At 69.9% G+C, this 17,223-nt stretch carries 17 protein-coding genes; 9 read left to right on the top strand and 8 right to left on the bottom strand.

The features are described 5' to 3' along the window. Positions 1-181 precede the first annotated feature (181 nt). From DQ384_RS05755 to DQ384_RS41020, 8 genes are all read left to right on the top strand, one after another. On the top strand, positions 182-994 hold the full coding sequence (locus tag DQ384_RS05755; RefSeq protein ID WP_114027654.1) for an MIP/aquaporin family protein: 813 nt from the start codon (positions 182-184) through the stop codon (positions 992-994). Positions 995-1,067: 73 nt separating this feature from the next. Next, positions 1,068-2,585: a glycerol kinase GlpK gene (gene glpK / locus DQ384_RS05750; protein ID WP_114027653.1), complete on the top strand. Its 1,518-nt coding sequence runs from the start codon at positions 1,068-1,070 to the stop codon at positions 2,583-2,585. A gap of 307 nt (positions 2,586-2,892) precedes the next feature. Next, positions 2,893-3,588: a DUF5753 domain-containing protein gene (locus DQ384_RS05745; protein ID WP_114027652.1), complete on the top strand. Its 696-nt coding sequence runs from the start codon at positions 2,893-2,895 to the stop codon at positions 3,586-3,588. A 16-nt stretch (positions 3,589-3,604) separates the two neighbouring features. Next, complete coding sequence (locus tag DQ384_RS05740) at positions 3,605-3,934, top strand: DUF397 domain-containing protein (protein ID WP_245966269.1); 330 nt, start codon at positions 3,605-3,607, stop codon at positions 3,932-3,934. 106 nt (positions 3,935-4,040) lie between these two features. Beyond that, entirely contained in the window at positions 4,041-4,214 is a 174-nt protein-coding gene (locus DQ384_RS41025; RefSeq protein ID WP_181871049.1) for a hypothetical protein, read from the top strand. Between the two features lie 476 nt (positions 4,215-4,690). Continuing rightward, on the top strand, positions 4,691-5,323 hold the full coding sequence (locus DQ384_RS05735; RefSeq protein WP_245966268.1) for an HNH endonuclease family protein: 633 nt from the start codon (positions 4,691-4,693) through the stop codon (positions 5,321-5,323). A gap of 597 nt (positions 5,324-5,920) precedes the next feature. Continuing rightward, entirely contained in the window at positions 5,921-6,370 is a 450-nt protein-coding gene (locus DQ384_RS05720; protein WP_114027650.1) for a nuclear transport factor 2 family protein, read from the top strand. Between the two features lie 224 nt (positions 6,371-6,594). Beyond that, positions 6,595-6,798: a hypothetical protein gene (locus DQ384_RS41020; RefSeq protein WP_181871048.1), complete on the top strand. Its 204-nt coding sequence runs from the start codon at positions 6,595-6,597 to the stop codon at positions 6,796-6,798. A gap of 240 nt (positions 6,799-7,038) precedes the next feature. Here DQ384_RS41020 and DQ384_RS05710 read toward each other — a convergent pair whose 3' ends face one another. The 4 genes from DQ384_RS05710 to DQ384_RS05690 form a co-directional block, all read right to left on the bottom strand. Then, complete coding sequence (locus DQ384_RS05710; RefSeq protein WP_114027648.1) at positions 7,039-7,356, bottom strand: hypothetical protein; 318 nt, start codon at positions 7,354-7,356, stop codon at positions 7,039-7,041. Positions 7,357-8,099: 743 nt separating this feature from the next. Next, positions 8,100-8,960 carry a serine hydrolase gene (locus DQ384_RS05705; protein WP_114027647.1) on the bottom strand — a complete coding sequence of 287 codons (861 nt, stop codon included), beginning with the start codon at positions 8,958-8,960 and terminating at the stop codon, positions 8,100-8,102. After that, positions 8,957-9,907 (bottom strand): LysR substrate-binding domain-containing protein, encoded by a 951-nt coding sequence (locus DQ384_RS05700; RefSeq protein ID WP_114027646.1) that lies wholly within the window; start codon positions 9,905-9,907, stop codon positions 8,957-8,959. Before DQ384_RS05700 ends, DQ384_RS05705 begins: the two co-directional genes overlap by 4 nt. A 472-nt stretch (positions 9,908-10,379) precedes the next feature. Further along, positions 10,380-10,952 carry a hemerythrin domain-containing protein gene (locus tag DQ384_RS05690; RefSeq protein ID WP_181871047.1) on the bottom strand — a complete coding sequence of 191 codons (573 nt, stop codon included), beginning with the start codon at positions 10,950-10,952 and terminating at the stop codon, positions 10,380-10,382. Positions 10,953-11,163: 211 nt separating this feature from the next. On the opposite strand from DQ384_RS05690, the gene DQ384_RS05685 reads away from it, so the two are divergent. Beyond that, on the top strand, positions 11,164-12,603 hold the full coding sequence (locus tag DQ384_RS05685) for a WGR domain-containing protein (RefSeq protein WP_114027644.1): 1,440 nt from the start codon (positions 11,164-11,166) through the stop codon (positions 12,601-12,603). Positions 12,604-12,690: 87 nt separating this feature from the next. Here the strand turns inward: DQ384_RS05685 and DQ384_RS05680 are convergent, their stop codons facing one another. The 4 genes from DQ384_RS05680 to DQ384_RS05665 form a co-directional block, all read right to left on the bottom strand. Then, complete coding sequence (locus DQ384_RS05680) at positions 12,691-13,563, bottom strand: carbohydrate ABC transporter permease (protein WP_114027643.1); 873 nt, start codon at positions 13,561-13,563, stop codon at positions 12,691-12,693. A 1-nt stretch (position 13,564) separates the two neighbouring features. After that, entirely contained in the window at positions 13,565-14,644 is a 1,080-nt protein-coding gene (locus tag DQ384_RS05675) for a carbohydrate ABC transporter permease (RefSeq protein ID WP_245966267.1), read from the bottom strand. Between the two features lie 83 nt (positions 14,645-14,727). Then, entirely contained in the window at positions 14,728-15,981 is a 1,254-nt protein-coding gene (locus tag DQ384_RS05670) for a sugar ABC transporter substrate-binding protein (RefSeq protein WP_245966266.1), read from the bottom strand. 49 nt (positions 15,982-16,030) lie between these two features. Next, positions 16,031-17,149, bottom strand: coding sequence for a substrate-binding domain-containing protein (locus tag DQ384_RS05665; protein WP_114027642.1), 1,119 nt, complete (start codon positions 17,147-17,149; stop codon positions 16,031-16,033). Positions 17,150-17,223: the final 74 nt, after the last annotated feature.

Below are 17,223 nucleotides of genomic sequence, written 5' to 3'. Positions count from 1 at the left end.
CTGTTGGTGCAGGTCACAGGTATGACGACCCTCACGCGTCCCTCAGTGCCCACCCGGGCCCCCGCCGTGCCGCCGGTCCCCGCCCCCCGTGACGACTCCCGGCGACCTCACCGGCGGGAGGGACGACGAGACCGACGTCAGAGCACGGCCAGCCCCGCTGGCACGGAGAGGACGGCAGAACATGGCCAAACCTAGGGAAGCCCCCACCCTGGCCGGCGAGCTCGCCGCGGAGTTCGCTGGAACCCTGATCCTCATTCTCTTCGGCACGGCCGTCGTCGCGCAGGTGGTCGCGGGCGGCATCGGCGACCACGACAGCATCGCCTGGGCCTGGGGCCTCGGCGTCACGCTCGGCGTCTACGTCGCGGGCCGGATCAGCGGAGCCCACCTCAACCCCGCGGTCACGGTCGCGCTCGCCGTCTTCAAGGGCTTCGCGTGGCGCAAGGTGCTCCCGTACTCCGCCGCGCAGGTCCTCGGCGCCTTCGTGGCCGCGCTCATCGTCCGCTGGAACTACGGCGAGGTGCTCGCCAGGTTCGACCCCGGCCTCACCATCAAGAGCCAGGGCGTCTTCTCCACGCTGCCCGGCAACGGCGCCCTGCCCGTGCACGAGTGGGGCGCCTTCCGCGACCAGGTCATCGGCACCGCGATCCTGCTTTTCCTCATCCTCGCCGTCACCGACGTCGCCAACAGCGCCCCCGCCGCCAACCTCGCGCCGTTCGTCGTCGGCCTCGTCGTCGTCGCCATCGGCATGGCCTGGGGCACCAACGCCGGGTACGCCATCAACCCCGCCCGCGACTTCGGGCCGCGCCTCGCCTCGTGGCTCACGGGGTACGCGTCGGCGTGGCGAGATCAGTACGGCAACCTCTACTTCTGGGTACCGATCGTGGCCCCCCTGATCGGCGCCGTGCTCGGAGCCGGCCTGTACCAGGCGCTCGTCGCCCGATATCTGCCGACGGCGAGCGAGTCCGAGCCGGGAAGGGTCCCCACCGAAGCCTGAGGCGCGCGGCGCCGCCAAGCAACTCCGGCCCCGCGCGCCCGCGCCGGAGGCCGCAAAAGGAGGCAAACGATTCATGGCTGACTTCGTCGGAGCGGTCGACCAGGGCACGACCAGCACCCGCTTCATGATCTTCGACCACGGCGGCAACGAGATCGCCCGCCACCAGCTCGAACACCAGCAGATCCTCCCGCAGGCGGGCTGGGTCGAGCACAACCCGGTGGAGATCTGGGAGCGCACCCGCGCGGTGATCGAGACCGCGCTCGGCAAGGCGAGCCTCACGGCGGCCGACCTCGTCGCGCTCGGCATCACCAACCAGCGCGAGACCACCGTCGTGTGGGACCGCAGGACCGGCCGGCCGTACTACAACGCGATCGTCTGGCAGGACACCCGCACCGACCGCATCGCGAGCGCGCTGGAGCGCGAGGGCAAGGGCGAGGTCATCCGGAGCAAGGCCGGCCTTCCCCCGGCGACGTACTTCTCCGGCGGCAAGATCCAGTGGATCCTCGAGAACGTCGAGGGCGTGCGCGAGGCGGCGGGGGCCGGGCACGCCGTGTTCGGCAACACCGACACCTGGCTGCTGTGGAACCTCACCGGCGGCCGGGACGGCGGCGTGCACGTCACCGACCCCACCAACGCGAGCCGCACGATGCTGATGAACCTGGAGACCCTCGACTGGGACGACGAGCTGCTGTCGTTCTTCGGGATCCCGCGCGGCATGCTGCCCGAGATCCGCCCGTCCTCCAACCCCGGCCTGTACGGCGTCACGCGCGCGGACGGCCCCCTGCACGGCGAGGTGCCTCTGTCCGGCGACCTCGGCGACCAGCAGGCCGCGACCGTCGGCCAGGTGTGCTTCGGCGTCGGCGAGGCCAAGAACACCTACGGCACCGGCAACTTCCTGCTGCTCAACACCGGCAACGAACTCGTCAGGTCCCGGCACGGGCTGCTCACCACGGTCTGCTACCAGTTCGGCGAAGAGAAGCCGGTCTACGCGCTGGAAGGCTCGATCGCCGTCACCGGCTCGGCCGTCCAGTGGCTGCGCGACCAGCTCGGCATCATCTCCGGCGCCGCGCAGAGCGAGTCGCTGGCCCGGCAGGTCGACGACAACGGCGGCGTGTACTTCGTGCCCGCGTTCTCCGGGCTGTTCGCGCCGTACTGGCGGTCCGACGCGCGCGGCGCGATCGTCGGGCTGTCGCGGTACAACACCAACGCGCACATCGCCCGCGCCACGCTGGAGGCGATCTGCTACCAGACCAGGGACGTCGTCGAGGCCATGGCCAACGACTCCGGCGTCCGCCTCGACGTGCTGCGCGTGGACGGCGGGGTGACCGCCAACGACCTGTGCATGCAGATCCAGGCGGACGTGCTCGGCGTGCCGGTGTCCAAGCCGGTCGTCGCCGAGACCACGGCCCTCGGCGCGGCGTACGCGGCCGGGCTCGCCCTCGGCTTCTGGAGCTCCACCGAGGAACTGAAGCGCAACTGGAACGAGGACCGCCGCTGGCTGCCCGCGTGGTCGCAGGAGCGCCGCGAGGAGGGCTACGCCGGCTGGAGGAAGGCGGTAGAACGCACCCTGAACTGGGTCGACGTCGACTGACGGCAAGCGCGCAGACGGGCGGCTTCCGGCGGGCCCTGAGCCGGCCCGCCGGAAGGCCTCGCCCCACGACCAGGCAGCCTGCGATGCCCCCCTCACCGGCTCCGCCGAAAAGGTCCTCGCTCCGCTCGGACTGTTCCTCTTGGGGCTCCGCCCCCACACCCCCGGACTCCAGAGCCGCGAGCTCAGTTGAAGACTCACATCAACCCTGACGCGAAGTGTCTCCGGAGTACTAGAAGGGCACTTCGCACCAGGTTGTGACGGATACTCCTCGATGGGTTACACCCCTATTGAGACGTGTCGTGTCGGTGTGAGCGCCAAAGACCTCGTTGCAGCCTTGGATCTGTACAAGGTGACCGATGGGAAGCGTGAGGCTCTGTTGACGCTGGCGCGCACTGCTAAACAGCGGGGGTGGTGGGATAGATACGACTCAATTCGTGCAGACTATGCGAACTACATCAGCCTCGAGGCTGAGGCCGACACGGTGAAGTGCTACTGCAGCATGCTGATTCATGGTCTGCTGCAGACCGAGAAGTATGCTCAAGCCGTTATCAGGTCGGCCCTTATGTCCCTGCTGCCTCCAGCGGAGATCTCCAGGCGGGTAGATGTCCGGATGACGCGACAGGAGGCGCTACGTCGGCAACCCCCGCTCAAAATCTGGGCCGTTCTTGATAAAGCCGTGCTTCGGCGCATGACCGGTGGCGCGGAGGCCATGCGGGAGCAGTGTCGTCACCTGGTCGAAGTCGCGGAAAGCCCGAATGTGACGATTCAGGTCCTTCCCTACGCGCTCGGAGCTCACCCTGGGACCGTGGAGTTCTCGATCCTGGAGTTCCCGGAGCCGTACGATCCCGATGCCGTCTATGTCGAGACGATGACGAGCAGCCTTTATATCGAGGACGATACGGACGTTTATCGGTATACGCTCGCCTTTGACCAGTTACGTGCGATGGCGCTCGGTCCCGATGAGTCGATCGAAATGATCTGTCGGGTCGCCGAGTCCTCATAGTACGGACGGAGGGAGCATGATGTCTGAGCGACAGATCGGCATCGCTGCGCTTGCCTGGCGTAAGTCCACTTACAGCAACGGTGGTGAGGGCTGCGTTGAGCTCGCGGTAGCTGACGTTGCAATGATCACGCGTGGCCGGCGTGAGAACGGCTTTAGTGAGGGAGTCGAGCCGGCGGTCGCCGCCGACGTGAGCAGCAGCGGGTCTCGGCAGGTGACGGCCGGCGGCGGCCTGTATCTGGTAAGGGACTCGAAGAACCCCGGCGGTCCGGTGCTGGCATTCACGCCTGGTGACTGGGCCGCATTCGTCCGTGGCATCAAGCAGGGCGAGTTCGGCCCACAGCGGTAATGGGCCTGACCGCCTAACCCGCCGGAGCGCCGTGTCCCTGCACCCGGCAGTACATGGTCATCAGCGATCGGCCCGTCGGCGATATGCCGCCGTTCGAAGAGGGGTCGTGGAACGAATGGCGGCGCAAGGTGCTGGGGATAGGCCGGGGATCACCCATGTCGAGCTCACGCTGCAGGGGCGGTTCGCCGAGGCGACCATCCTCCAGGGCATGCGCGTGCGAGTGATCAAACTCGCCCGTCCCACCACCGGCTCCGTGTACGCGAGCCCCTCTACCCGCTGACCACTCTGGACTGGGTGGATGTCGACTGAGTGCGCCCGGGAGCGCGTCCTGGGTTCCGGTGCGCGTCCGCCCCGGGTTTCCTGGCCCCTGGAGATCCTTCCGTCGAAGGCCAGGCCGGTTCGCTCCCGGCCGGGCCTTCGACGTGTCCGGGCGCGGTGGAGGCGGGCGGGCCGGGCGCGGTGGGCGCGGTGGGGGAGACGCCGGCGCTACGGCGGTTCACCAACATTTCTTGGCGGTGTTAGGTCCCCGTCGATGGGGGGCGGTGGGTGATGTTCGGTGATGTTCGGGGGGTTTGTGCTGTTCCGTGGCTTGTGCCGAAAAGCTAGCGGCATGACCTGACCAAGCTGACCGATTCGTGTCATCAAAGCCTGATATTTCTCATTACTCCACGCGGTGTAATCGTCCGATCTGTCTCGTCAACCCCCCTGGACCTGCGGCTTCCCACGCAGCAGGCCCTGAGACAGAAGGAGAGACTCGTGAGACGAGTCATGTCCCTTGTCGTGGCCACCGCCATCGCTCTCGGCGTCACCACCCTGACGTCCGCTCCCGCCAACGCCTTCACCCCGCCGAACATCCCCTCCCTCAGCACGGCGACCTCCGAGCTCAACGCGCTCACCGTCGACGTCGAGCGCAACTCGGGGACCTACGACCGCAACCTGTTCCCGCACTGGATCACGATCTCCGGCACCTGCAACACCCGCGAGACCGTGCTCAAGCGCGACGGCTCCAGCGTGGTCACCGGCTCGGACTGCTACCCGACGTCCGGACGGTGGACCTCCCCCTACGACGGCGCCACCTGGACCCTCGCCTCCGACATCGACATCGACCACATGGTGCCCCTCGCCGAGGCCTGGCGCTCGGGCGCGTACGCCTGGACGACCTCGCGGCGGCAGGCGTTCGCCAACGACCTCACCAACGCCCAGCTCTGGGCCGTCACCGACAACGTCAACCAGGCCAAGGGCGACGCCGACCCGGCGCTCTGGAAGCCCCCGCTGACGTCCTTCTGGTGCACCTACGCCAAGGCGTGGATCGACGTGAAGTACGAGTGGAGCCTCACCGTCAACAGCGCGGAGAAGTCGGCGCTGTCCAGCATGCTGGGCCGCTGCTAGAACACCCCGCGGCGGCGCGGGATCTGTTCCGCGCCGCCGCCGACTCGCCGCCGGTGAAGCCGGATATTTCACATGAATGAGTGATATAGCGGGCCGGATGCGTCGCATAGGCTTTTCGCGGTCGCGTCCGGCCCCGGCCGTCCCCACGTCCGAGACCCGGCCGCTGCCAGAGACCGAGTGCGGCCGTCGCTCGGCCGTGGAGGAGGCGTCGGTGGGGATCATTTCGCGCGGCTTCCGCGGCCGCCCACGGGACGAGGGCGTGCGGCTCCCTCCCGGCCAGTACCTGGAGACCGGCTTCCCCGTGCTGTCCGCCGGCCCGACCCCGCGGGTCGACCTGGACCGCTGGGAGTTCGCGATCGACACCGAGGCCGGGCAGACCCACCGCTGGTCATGGGTTCGTGGAGATGGCCGCGGACCTGCTGCTCACGCTCGGCCACGACCCGATGCGCATCAGGGCCGAACGCTTCGGGCCGACGGGAGCCTGACGGGGACCCCGGCGCGAGACTCGCTTGACAAGCGGAGTGGATGCTCCGCATTCTGAAGTAACTGGAGTTGCTACTCCGTTTCAAGCGTGCCCCTACCCGGAGGAGTTCCGTCATGCCCGAGAACGCCGAGCACGTCCGGAGCCCGCGTGAGGTCTTCGAGCGCCTGGCCATCCTCATCTCGTCCGGTGCCTGGGAGGAACTCCCCGGCCTGTACGCGGAGGACGTCGTCGTCGACATCCCCCTGGCGATCCCCGAGCCGATGCGCGTCGAGGGCAGGGACGAGGTGGGCCGCCACTTAACCGACCGCGTGGGCCTGCTGAAGCTGCGCGTCGTGGAGTACACCGTCCACGAGACCGCCGACCCGGAGGTCGTCGTCGCCGAGTTCGTCAACGAGGGCGAGGTGGTCGCCACCGGACGGACGTGGCGGGCGAACAACGTCCAGGTGCTGCGCGTCCGTGACGGCCTGATCGTGTCCTCGCGCGACTACCACGACCACTTCCGCATCAACACCGCCTTCGACCGTCTCCCCGACCTCCTCAAGACCACCGAAGACCAGAGCTGACCCTGAGCCGTCCGGGAGTACTGTGAGGCGGCGTTGCGCTCACCATCCGCAGGTCCACGCGTGACCTCACTCGATCTTCGCTCAATCAAGGTCGGCAAGTAGATCGCGGATCCCCTGGATACGCGGGTGATACGCCGGGTAGCCGCCCTCATAGAACGCCAGGCAGCGTCGGGCACGCCTCGCGGCTTCGACGCTCCGGCCCTGCCGGGGAGGAACATGTGGGCGTGACCCTGACGCAGGTCGGCCGGGATGGGATCGCTTTCGAACTCGTGCCGCAGCAGTTCCAGGGCGTCGGGTTCGGTGGCGCGCCGGCGTTCGTGCAGGCGGACGACCTCGGCGTCGGACAGTACGATCTTGGTCTTGTCACCGCGGCCGTAGTACTTGCCGTTGACCATGTGGGGCGCGAGCGTCGGCGTGGTCGCAGGTGAACCACCCGGCGGGGAGCTGGACCTCGCAGCCTGGGCACAGCCCGGCCACCAACTCCCCGCCAGCCTCCACACGCGCCGCACCCGTGTGCGAGCACCCGGAACGACCGGCCGCCGCCAGCGGAGAAGCCTCACAGGGTCAGGTCCAACGCTGGTCGTAGTCCTTGTGGGTGCTGTACCGGGCCGCGCGCAGATCCGGAAGGAGGCGTCGGTTCACTTGATCAACAGTGCTCGTGGGACGGCTCAGTCGCGCTTTTGGACGGAGCTGCTGAGGATGCTCGCGCCGCCGGGCACACGGACGCTGGAGGTGGAGCCGACGGCGACCCAGGGCCCCGAGGCCGATTCGGTGTAGCCACCGAGCTGCGGGTTGACGAACCGGTACGTCACGTAGATCGCGTGGTAGCCCGTGCCGGTCGCGCAGTAACTGCTGAGGTAGCCGTCTGCGGAGAAGCTCGTCGAGCAGGTGTCGGGGATGGCGTGCGCGGGCGTGGCCGTGCCGGCGACGATCGCGGCGGAGACGAGCGCCGCGCCGATGAGGGAGGCGCACTTCTTGGTGTTCACGATCCGCTCCTTGTATGTGGGTGGTTGCCGGTGCTTCCCACGGGCCGGACCCGCGGGAGGTGGTGTGGCCGCGGGTCAGCGTTTGTTGACCCAGTAGTTCTGCAGGCTTCCCGTCGCCGGGATGCGGGCCGTCGACGCCGAGCCCACCGGGACCCACGGCCCCTCGTTGGTGATGACGCCGACCTGCGGGTTCACATGGCGGTGGAGAGGGGGGCCGGAGGCGCCGACCGACCTTTTTCTTAGGAAAGTTTCCTATTCGAAAGATACCTCCGGGTCGCACGTCGTCAAGACCCCGCCCGAGGCCCGAAAGCCGGGCCTGGGCCGCCCGCTTCGGTGGCCACGCGTTCGTCGTCTGCGTGACGGGCTCGAAGAAACGCCACCAACGCCGTTGTTCTTGCGTCTATGGTCGCCCTCCTGTCGTGAGCCCCGCCTGGTGGGTGTGCCGCACGATCACCCCGCCCACTCGGCGGACGGGTCAGCGCGCGGGTCACGGCCGTGCCACGCCCACGCCGCTTCCCACGTCCGTTTCTGCTTGACCGGGTCGGCCTGCCAGTAGCAGACGCACCCGGGGCACCTCAGCCACGGGCGGCCTGTATGCCTCCGCACTTTGAACCGGCCGACCAGGTCACCGTTATGCCTTGATGCTCGTTGGGCCATGGGACATGAGGCGGGAACTGGAGGTACTGCGCGGACGCGTTCTGGCAGAGGATCCCTGATCTGGATTCGGGGCCGGTCCGCGCGGTTCAGAGGGAGCGGAGGTGGTCCACCGCCGCGCGGGCCACGGTGCCGATTGCGGCGTCGGCTCTGGGCTGGTTCTGGGCGGTGCCGAGCGAGCGGGTGAAGACCGCCACCGCGTAGCGGCCGCCGTCCGGGTACTCCACGACGCCCACCTCGTTGCGGATGGTCGGCAGTGACCCCGTCTTTCCGCTGACCACCACGTCGTCGTACGGGAAGCCCGACGCCAGGCGGTGCGGCCACACCTGCAGGCCCAGCAGGCGGCGGATCGCCGCGCAGGCGGGCGGGCCCGCGGCCTCGTCCCGCCAGACCATGCCGAGCAGCCGGGTCATCTCCCTCGGGGTGCTGCGGTTGGTGTTGGCGGGGTCGAGCACCCGCAGGTGCGCGAGCGCGCGCGGGTCCAGCGGCTCGGGGGAGGCGCCGCGGTCGGCGTCGAGGGCCGCGAGCAGCCCCCGGCAGTCGTGCTCGATCCAGGTGTTGGTGAGCCCGAACGCCGTCAGCATCGCGTTGACCGCCTTCAGGCCGACGCGGGCCGCCACGACGTCGGCGGCGGCGTTGTCGCTGACCGCGATCATCAGGTAGGCCAGGTCGCGCAGGGACAGGGTGGCGGCGTCGAGCATGGCAGCCAGCCCCGTGCCGCCCGCCGTACGCCCCTCGGGGCCGATCCGGCACGGCTCGGCGGGGTCGAGCAGGCCCGCCTCGGCCTGGCGGTGGAACTCGACGAGCAGCGGCAGCTTGAACACCGACGCCAGCACGACGGGCTCGTCCGGGCCGACGCCGACCTCCGCGCCGGTGTCCAGGTCGACCGCGTGCACGGTTCCCGTGACGGCCGCCGCGCGGAAGACGCCCGCCAGGTCCGGTTGCCTCATGCCAGCAGCCCCGACGACGGACGGTGTCTGATCGTGCGCGCCCGAGCGGCGCCCTCGTCCGCCAGCCCGGCGTTCTCCCGCAGCACGCGCACGGCCAGGGAGCCGAACGCCTCCACGGCCTCGCCCGCGTCGTCCCGGCGCCAGGTCGCCGAGACCCGCCAGGCCAGCGGGTCGCCGAGCAGCGGCCGCCACACCACGCCCGGCTGCTCGACCCGCGGGCCGAAGGCGACGGCCGTCCCCGACATGACCAGGCCGAGCGTGAACTGCGGGTGCAGCCCCGGGTGCACCTCGCCGGGCACGTACCCGTGGCGGCGGCACTCGCTCAGCGTCTCCTCGTGCAGGCCCGGCTCGCTCTCGCGCGGGAACAGCACGAGCGGGCGAGTCGCCAGGTCGGCGAGGTGGACGGACGAGAACGCGGCGAGCGGGTCGCCGGCGGGCAGCAGCACCCCTGGATGCTGCACCAGCACCGGCCCGTACGCCAGCCCGGTCGCCCCGGCCGGGTGGCGGATCACGCCGCCGTCCAGGCTGCCTTCGATCAGCGCCCTGACCTGGTCGGCGGTGGACATCTCGGTGAGCGCGGCCCGCAGGGGAGGGTCGGCCTCGCGCAGCGCGGCGAGCAGGGCGGCGATGACGGGCCCGCCCAGGTCGGGCGGCACGCCGATGCGCAGGCCGGCCACGCCGTCGCTCGCGGCGCGCGCCATGAGCTCGCGGATGCGGTCGGCGCGCGCGACGAGGTCGCGGGCCTCGGCGAGCAGCAGCCTGCCCGGCTCTGTGAGGCGTACCTGGCGGCTGGAGCGGTCGAACAGCCGCACGCCGAGCTCGTCCTCCAGCCGCTTGATGCGCTGGCTGAGCGGCGGCTGCGCCATGCCGAGCCGTGCCGCCGCGTTCCCGAAGTGCAGTTCTTCGGCGACCACGGCGAAGTAGCGCAGGTGCCGGATCAGGTCCATCACCTGGGACGATATCGCAACTCATATCAAAGGGGGCCAGATATCAGTATTGGACATGAACCGCGCACATCTGCTGTCCTCTCCTGACCGAAGGGGGATCGGAATGAAGATGAAGCGCACAGCGGTGATCGCGGCCGCGCTGGTGCCGCTGCCCTGCGCACGCTGATGCCCGCCGTGGTGAGCGAGGGCACGGCGAGCGCGGTCGCCTTCCCGTCCGGCACGGCAGGCAAGACGGGGACGGCCGAGTACGGGTCGGCGAGAACCCGCCGACCCACTCGTGGTTCATCGGCTACAAGGGCGACCTCGCGTTCGCGGTGATTGCCGAGGGCGCCGGCACCGGAGCCGCCGTCGCGGCCCCCATCGCCTCCCGCTTCCTGAAGAACCTCGGCGCCCCCTGAACCGTCGGCACCACCCGAACCTCGGCACTTGCTCAGGGACCGCAGTGCCTGAGGACCTGCGCTTCCGGGAAACCTCAGCGACTGCGGCCGGTGACGAGGTCGCGGAGGCGGTCGGCGGCGCCCACGAAGGGGCTGGCGGCCTTGAGCAGGCCCGGCTTGGGCGGCGTGTGCGGGTGCGGGCGGGTGGGGGCCATCCTCTTGGCCCGCTCCATCTTCGCGCCCAGCTCCGCGGACCGCTCGGGGCTGATGACCAGGCGAAGCTCGGGCCAGACCTGTTCCTCCTCGAACGCGATGTGCTCGCGCGCCTCGCTGATGAAGCCCATCAGCGTGTCCTCGGACCGGGTGTCGCCCGGCCGGTAGTCGATGAGCGCGTCGAGGGCGAACTTGCCCCGCTGCTCCTGGGCGATGGCGTGGTCGGCCAGTTCGTTCCCGCCCGGGACCAGCTCGCGGACCACCGGCCAGAAGTACTCCTCCTCGACGGCCTCGTGCTTGGACTCCTCGGTGATGAGCCGGTCGACCTGCCGCCTGCGGTCGAGCATGCTCTCACGCTCGGCGCTCCCCGTCAGCGGCGGCCCGGACTCCAGCTCTAGCATCAGGCGCTTGACCATCTCGTGGTCCCGTTCCAGGACTTCGAACGCGTTCGCCATGGCTTGCCTCCCGTGCCGGTGGCGCAGTTCCCTCCTTTGGGCGTTGCCCGCATCGCCGCAGGTAAACATGGGTTTCCGATCGGGTCCGCGATCTTCGGGACGGGTCGCGCGCGCGGGTGGGGGCGGGCGTACGCGGTGATGTCCTGGATATCGCATGAAATGTCGGCCGCTTCCCGTACGCTCCGGGCAATCGATCAAGGAAGGGACGTCGATGTCGCCGCGAAGCACGTATCTGGAGCTGTCCGAGGACACCGGGAGCGCGCACAAGTTCTATGAAGTGGTCGTCACCGGTGCCCAGGTGGCGATCACCTACGGCAGGATCGGCGAACAGGGCCAGACCAAGGTGTCCGCCTTCACGAGCGCCGAGAAGGCCGAGGCCGCGGCGGCGAAGAAGATCGCCGAGAAGGTCCGCAAGGGGTACGCGCCCGCGGTGCGCGGGGTGCGGCAGCGGCGCACGGTGACCCGTCGCGAGATCGCCAGCACCCGCTCGACCGCCCGCCAGGCCCCCGTGCTGTGGCGCTTCGCCAGCGGGGCCGCCGCCTTCGGCATCTTCGTGGACGAGGAGCGCTGCTGGGTCGGCAACCAGAACGGCGACGTCTACACCGTCGGCCACGACGGCACGGTGACCGGCCACTTCCTGCTGCCCGACGGCGTGAAGTGCATCGTGGCCGACGACTTCTGGATCTACGCGGGGGCCGACGACGGCAACGTGTACGACCTGAGCGGCAAGGTCCCGCGCGTGGCGTACGAGATCGCCGAGGACGTCGACATCTACTGGCTCGACATCCACGACGGCGTGCTCGGCGTGTCCGACCGCGCCGGGCGGATCACCACGATCGACCACGAGGACGAGTTCCAGTGGGCCAGGAAGGGCGCGGGAAGCGCCGGGTGGATGGTCCGCTGCGACGACGACGCGGTGTACCACGGGCACTCGGACGGCGTCGCCCGCTACGACACCGCCGACGGCACGCCCGTCTGGCAGACGTCCCTCAACGGCCAGGTGCTGTTCGGCTGGCAGGAGCGCGACGTCGTCTACGCCGGCACGCACAACAACAAGGTGTACCGCCTGAACAAGCGCAACGGCGTGATCGGCGCGGTCTACGACTGCGACGGGGTCGTGTACTCCTGCGCCTCCGCCCCGGACGGGCGCTTCGTCTTCGCGGGCGACAACCACTCGTCCATCTACTGCTTCGACCGGAGCGGCGAGCGGCTGTGGAAGCTCGGCACCGGCTGCGGCTCGGCGTTCTCCATGCAGTTCCTGGACGACCGCCTCTACATCGTGACCACCAACGGCACGCTGGCCTGCGTCGACGCGAGCGAGCAGGCGATCAGGGCCGCCCAGGAGGGCAGCGTCCCCGAGCCGCTGGACGTCAAGGCGGCGGCCGGCCTGGCGGTCGTGCAGCCGTCCGTCGTGCTGGAGAGCGTCTCCGCGGCCGCGCTGCCCGACGGGGACGGCATCGTGGTCGAGTGCGTCCGTGAGGGCGACCGCCTGCGCGTCCACGTGGTGAGCCCGGGCTACGAGCCGCTGTGGAACGTGCAGTTCCCCAAGGGCGTGCGCGAGGCGGGCGCGCGCTACCTGGTGCAGGGCGTCCGCTCGTCCGAGCGCGGCGGCTTCTACCGCGCGTACGGCGACATCAGGCGCCTGCTCTGAGACCCGTGCGCCGGGCCGGACGCGCGTCCAGGCCCGGCGCACGGGCCGTCAGCCCTCGTCAGCCGTTGTCGGCCCTGCCGGCGGCTGTCAGCCCTTGTCGGCCCCCTCGTTGGCGCCCCGGACGAAGTACCGCTGGAACACCACGAAGATGATCGCCACCGGGATCGTCGCGAGGACGGCGGCGCCGAGCTTGAGCGGGTACTGCGTGCCGACGCCGAGCGACCCGCTGACCAGGTCGGCCAGCCCGCGCGGCAGCGTGAACAGCTGAGGGTCCTGCACGGCCACCAGCGTGTGCGGGAACTCGTTCCAGCTGCTCTGGAACGAGATGATCGTCAGCGTGATGAGGGCGGGCCTCGCCATGGGCAGCACCACCGACCAGAACGTGCGGAACACCCCGGCGCCGTCGATCCGCGCCGCCTCCTCCACGCTGACCGGGATCGACTCGAAGAACTGCTTCATGATGAAGACCCCGGCCGCGTCCGCGATGATCGGCAGGATCAGCGCGGCGTAGCTGTCGTACATGCCGAGCTGGTTCAGCACCAGGAACTTCGGGATGAACAGCACCACTCCCGGCACGGCGATGACGGCGACGATCGCGCCGAACACCCCGCGCCGCCCCCGGAACCGCAGCCGCGCCAGGGCGTACCCGGCCATCGAGTCCAGGAAGACCCGCCCGACCGTGATGATGATCGTCACGAGCAGCGAGTTGCCCAGCCACAGCGGCAGGTCGGTCTGGAAGAAGACCCGGTCGTAGGCGCCGAACGACAGCGGGCCGGGGATGGGGGACAGGGGATGGGCCGCCGCGTCCGGCTCGGTCTTCAGCGAGTTCGCGGTCTGGATGACGAACGGGTACAGGAACACCAGCGCGAAGAAGACCAGGACCGCGTACCCGCCGAAGGTGGACGCCAGCCGCCGTCCCTCTCCCGGCCGGCGCGGGATGTCGCGCGTGCGCGTGGTCATGTCACGACCTCCCCGGCCGGATCGCCGGCGTCCGGTCCCGCATCACCCAGCGCTGGACGAGCGTGAGCACGACGATGACCAGGAAGAGGACGAACGAGATCGCCGTCCCCGTCCCGTAGTCGAAGTCGCGGAACGCCGTCCGGTACGACAGGTACGCGGGGGTGAGCGTGGTCTTGGCGGGATTGCCCTGGCTCATCACGTACACCTGGTCGAACACCTGCCAGGTGGAGATCAGCCCGAGCGTGAGCACCAGGAACATCGTGGGCTTGAGCATGGGCAGCGTCACGTACCGGAACCGCTGCCAGCGGCCCGCGCCGTCCAGCAGGCTCGCCTCCTCCAGTGTCACCGGGATGTCCTGCAACGCGGCCAGGAACATCAGCATGAACGTGCCGGAGGTCGTCCACACGACCAGCATGATGATCGTCGACATGGCCACGCTCGGCCCCGACAGCCAGTCCCACCACGACAGTCCGAACAGGCCGCCGCCGGTCAACGCCGCGGGCGGCGCGTCCGGATCGACCAGGCCGAGCCCGCCGAGCAGCAGGTGCAGCAGGCCGCGCGAGTCGGAGAACCACTCCGGCCCGCCGATCCCGAACATGGCCAGCAGGCCGTTCACCGCGCCGGAGTTGGCGAAGATGAACAGGAACACCACGCTGATCGCCACCGAGCTGGTGACCGACGGGAAGAAGAACGCGCTGCGGAAGAACGTCTTGCCCTTCAGCACGCGGTTGTTCACGATCAGCGCCAGCCCGAGCGCGAGCGTCGTCTGCGCCGGCACGACGATCAGCACGTAGTAGATCGTGTTGCGGATGCTCGTCATGAAGTCCTGGCGGGCCAGGTCGTCCCGGGTGAACAGGCGCGTGTAGTTGTCGGCGCCGACGAACGGCACCTTCCCGGTGAACGGGCTGCCCTGCCCGTTCCAGGAGGTCAGGCTGACCCACAGCGCCATGAGGATCGGCAGCAGCATGAACAGGCCGAGGATGATGACGACGGGGGCCAAAAACAGCCAGCCCGCGAGGTCCTCCCTGGTCGCGGACGTCCGCCCGAGACGCCGCTCGCCGCCGGACGTGGTACCCAGCACCTTCGCTCCCTCCTTCCGATGGGCGTGCCCGCGCCCCGTCCCCGCCTCGCCGGGCCGGCGGGGACGGGCGCGCGGTGCGGGCCTCAGCCGAGGGCGCTCTCGGTGTTCTTCTGCAGACGCGCCAGGAGCGTCTTCGGGTCCGTGGTCGTCAGGTTCTGCAGGCCGGCGTCGAAGTCCGCCAGGACGCTGTCCATCTTGGGGGCGTTCACCGGGCCCTGCGCGTAGGCGGCGCCGTCCACGAACGGGACGTCCTCGGGGAACGCCTGGGCGAAGGCCTCCTTGGCCGACTGCCGGGACGGCATCACGCCGAACGCGCGGGCGAACGCCATCTGCTGGTCGGCCTTCGTCATCGCCTCGACGAAGGAGATCGCCTGCTCCTTGTGCTTGCTCTTGGCCGCGATGCCCCAGCAGTTGGTGAAGGAGAGGGTGCCCTTGCCCTTCGGGCCCGCGGGCAGCTCGTGCGCGGTGTACTTCACGTCCGGATAGTCGGCCTTGATGGCGCCCTTGATCCAGTTGCCCTCGATGGTCATGGCGGCCTTCGCCTTGCCGAACGCCTCGCCGCCCCAGCCCGCGTCGAGCTGCTTGGGGGTCTTGGCCAGGCCCTCCTTGAGCAGGGACTTCACGTATTCGAGGGCCTGGACGTTCTCGGGGCTGTCGGCGGTGGCCTGCTTGCCGTCGGGGCTGGTGATCCAGCCGCCGGCCTCGACCATGAAGGCGCCCATGCGGTCACGGGTGTCCCCGAGAGCCAGCGGCACCAGGCCCTTGGCCTTGATCTTCTTGGACACCTCGGTGAGCTGGTCCCAGGTCGTCGGCACGTCCGCCTCGCCGAGGCCCGCCTTCTTCCACAGGTCGTCGTTGACGATCAGTGCCAGCGTGGAGAAGTCCTTCGGCACGCAGTAGAACTTGCCGTCGCGGGTGAACGCGGTCCGCAGCGACTCGTAGAAGTCCGTCGGCTGCGAGATCTTGTCGCCGTACGGCTCCAGCGCGCCGACGCTCGCGTAGTCGGCGAAGCGCGAGGCGTCCACGTAGAACACGTCGGGCGGGTTGCTCCCGGCGAACGCCTGGCCGAGCTGCTGGGTGAGGTCCTGCGCGGGCGTGACGGTGGCGGTGTTGCCGCTGGCCGTGGACCACGCGGCCGCCGCGTCGCGCACGGCCGTGGTCTCGGCGTCACCGGACGAGCCGATGAGGATCTGCAAGGACGCCGGCCCGCTGCTCTGCGGGGCGGAGGCGCTCTGGCCGGCGCTGTCGTCGAACCCGCTGCCGCAGGCGGCCGAGGTGAGAAGGGTGCCGCAGGCGGCCGCTGCCAGCGCCGCCGTCCGGAGGTAACCGCGCATCATCGTGCTTTCCTGATCTTCGCGATGGTGATGGGGGAGAACCTCGGGGCGCTCACGCCGACCTCCGGTGGACCAGCGTGGGTTCCAGCAGGACGTGTGCGGGTGAGTCGCCCGAGGTGGTGGTGCGCGAGGGTCCCCGAGCCCCGGCACCCTGGTTCACTGAGGTGTTCGCCGGCGCGCCGGTGTCGTCGTCCGGCGGGGCCGCGTCGCCGTGGGATCGGCGGCGGGCGGCGTCACCGTCGAGCATGTCGGTGAGCAGGGCGACGCAGCGCGCGGCCGCCTCGCCCAGCGGCTGGCTGACGCTCGTCAGCCCGACCGCCCGCGCCACGGGCGTGTCGTCGAAGCCGATCACCGCGACGTCGCCCCCGGCCTGGAGCGCGCCGATCGCCAGCGAGTCGCTGACGCAGACCACCGCGGTCACCGGCCGCCCGGCGGCCAGCAGCGCCGTGACCGCCGCCGCCCCTTCCGGTACGCCGTCCTCGGTGCGGTGGTCCAGCTCCGACAGCTCGTCCGGGCCGATCCCCGCCTCGGCGAGGGTACGTGCCCAGCCCGACCTGCGGTCGTCGCCGACACCGGAGCCCTCTGGCCAGCCGAGGAAGGCGATGCGCCGGTGCCCGGCCGCGAGCAGGTGGCGGGTCGCCGTGGCCGTGCCGGCGGCGCCGTCCACGTCGACCCACGGGTACTTCTGGTCGGGCGGCACGCCCCACGGCCGGCCGAACGTGACGAACGGGATGCGCTGCTCCAGGAGCCAGGCCGCGCGCGGGTCGCCGTAGTCGGTGCTGGTCAGGACGAAGGCGTCCGGCACGTACACGCCGAGCAGGTCGTCGAACGTCGCGAGCTCGGCGTCATGGTCGTCCGCCGTGTACAGCAGCACCCGGTACCCGGCCCTGGCGGCCGACTCGGTGAGGCCGTGCAGGAACCGGTCGAAGACCGAGCCGTTGATGCCGTCCTGCTGCGCGGGCTCGATGCGCGCCGCGATCAGGCGCGAACGCCCGGTGCGCATCTGGCGGGCCGCCTGGCTCGCGCGGTATCCGAGCACCCTGACGGCCTCCCGGACGCGGCGGCGGGTCTCCTCGCGGACCACCTCCGGGGAGTTCAGCACGTTCGACACCGTCTGCCGCGAGACGTTGGCGTACCGCGCGACATCGGCGATCGTGACCTTCTCGGCCATGGGCACCTTTCAAGATTTGATCGTTCAAGACGGACTATGGCACGATTGGATCGTTCAAGTAAAGAGCATGTTTC

It is taken from the genome of Sphaerisporangium album, assembly GCF_003323745.1.
Classification (GTDB): domain Bacteria; phylum Actinomycetota; class Actinomycetes; order Streptosporangiales; family Streptosporangiaceae; genus Sphaerisporangium; species Sphaerisporangium album.
Note: the sequence above shows the minus strand (reverse complement) of the source record. Positions and strands in the feature narration are given on the sequence as shown.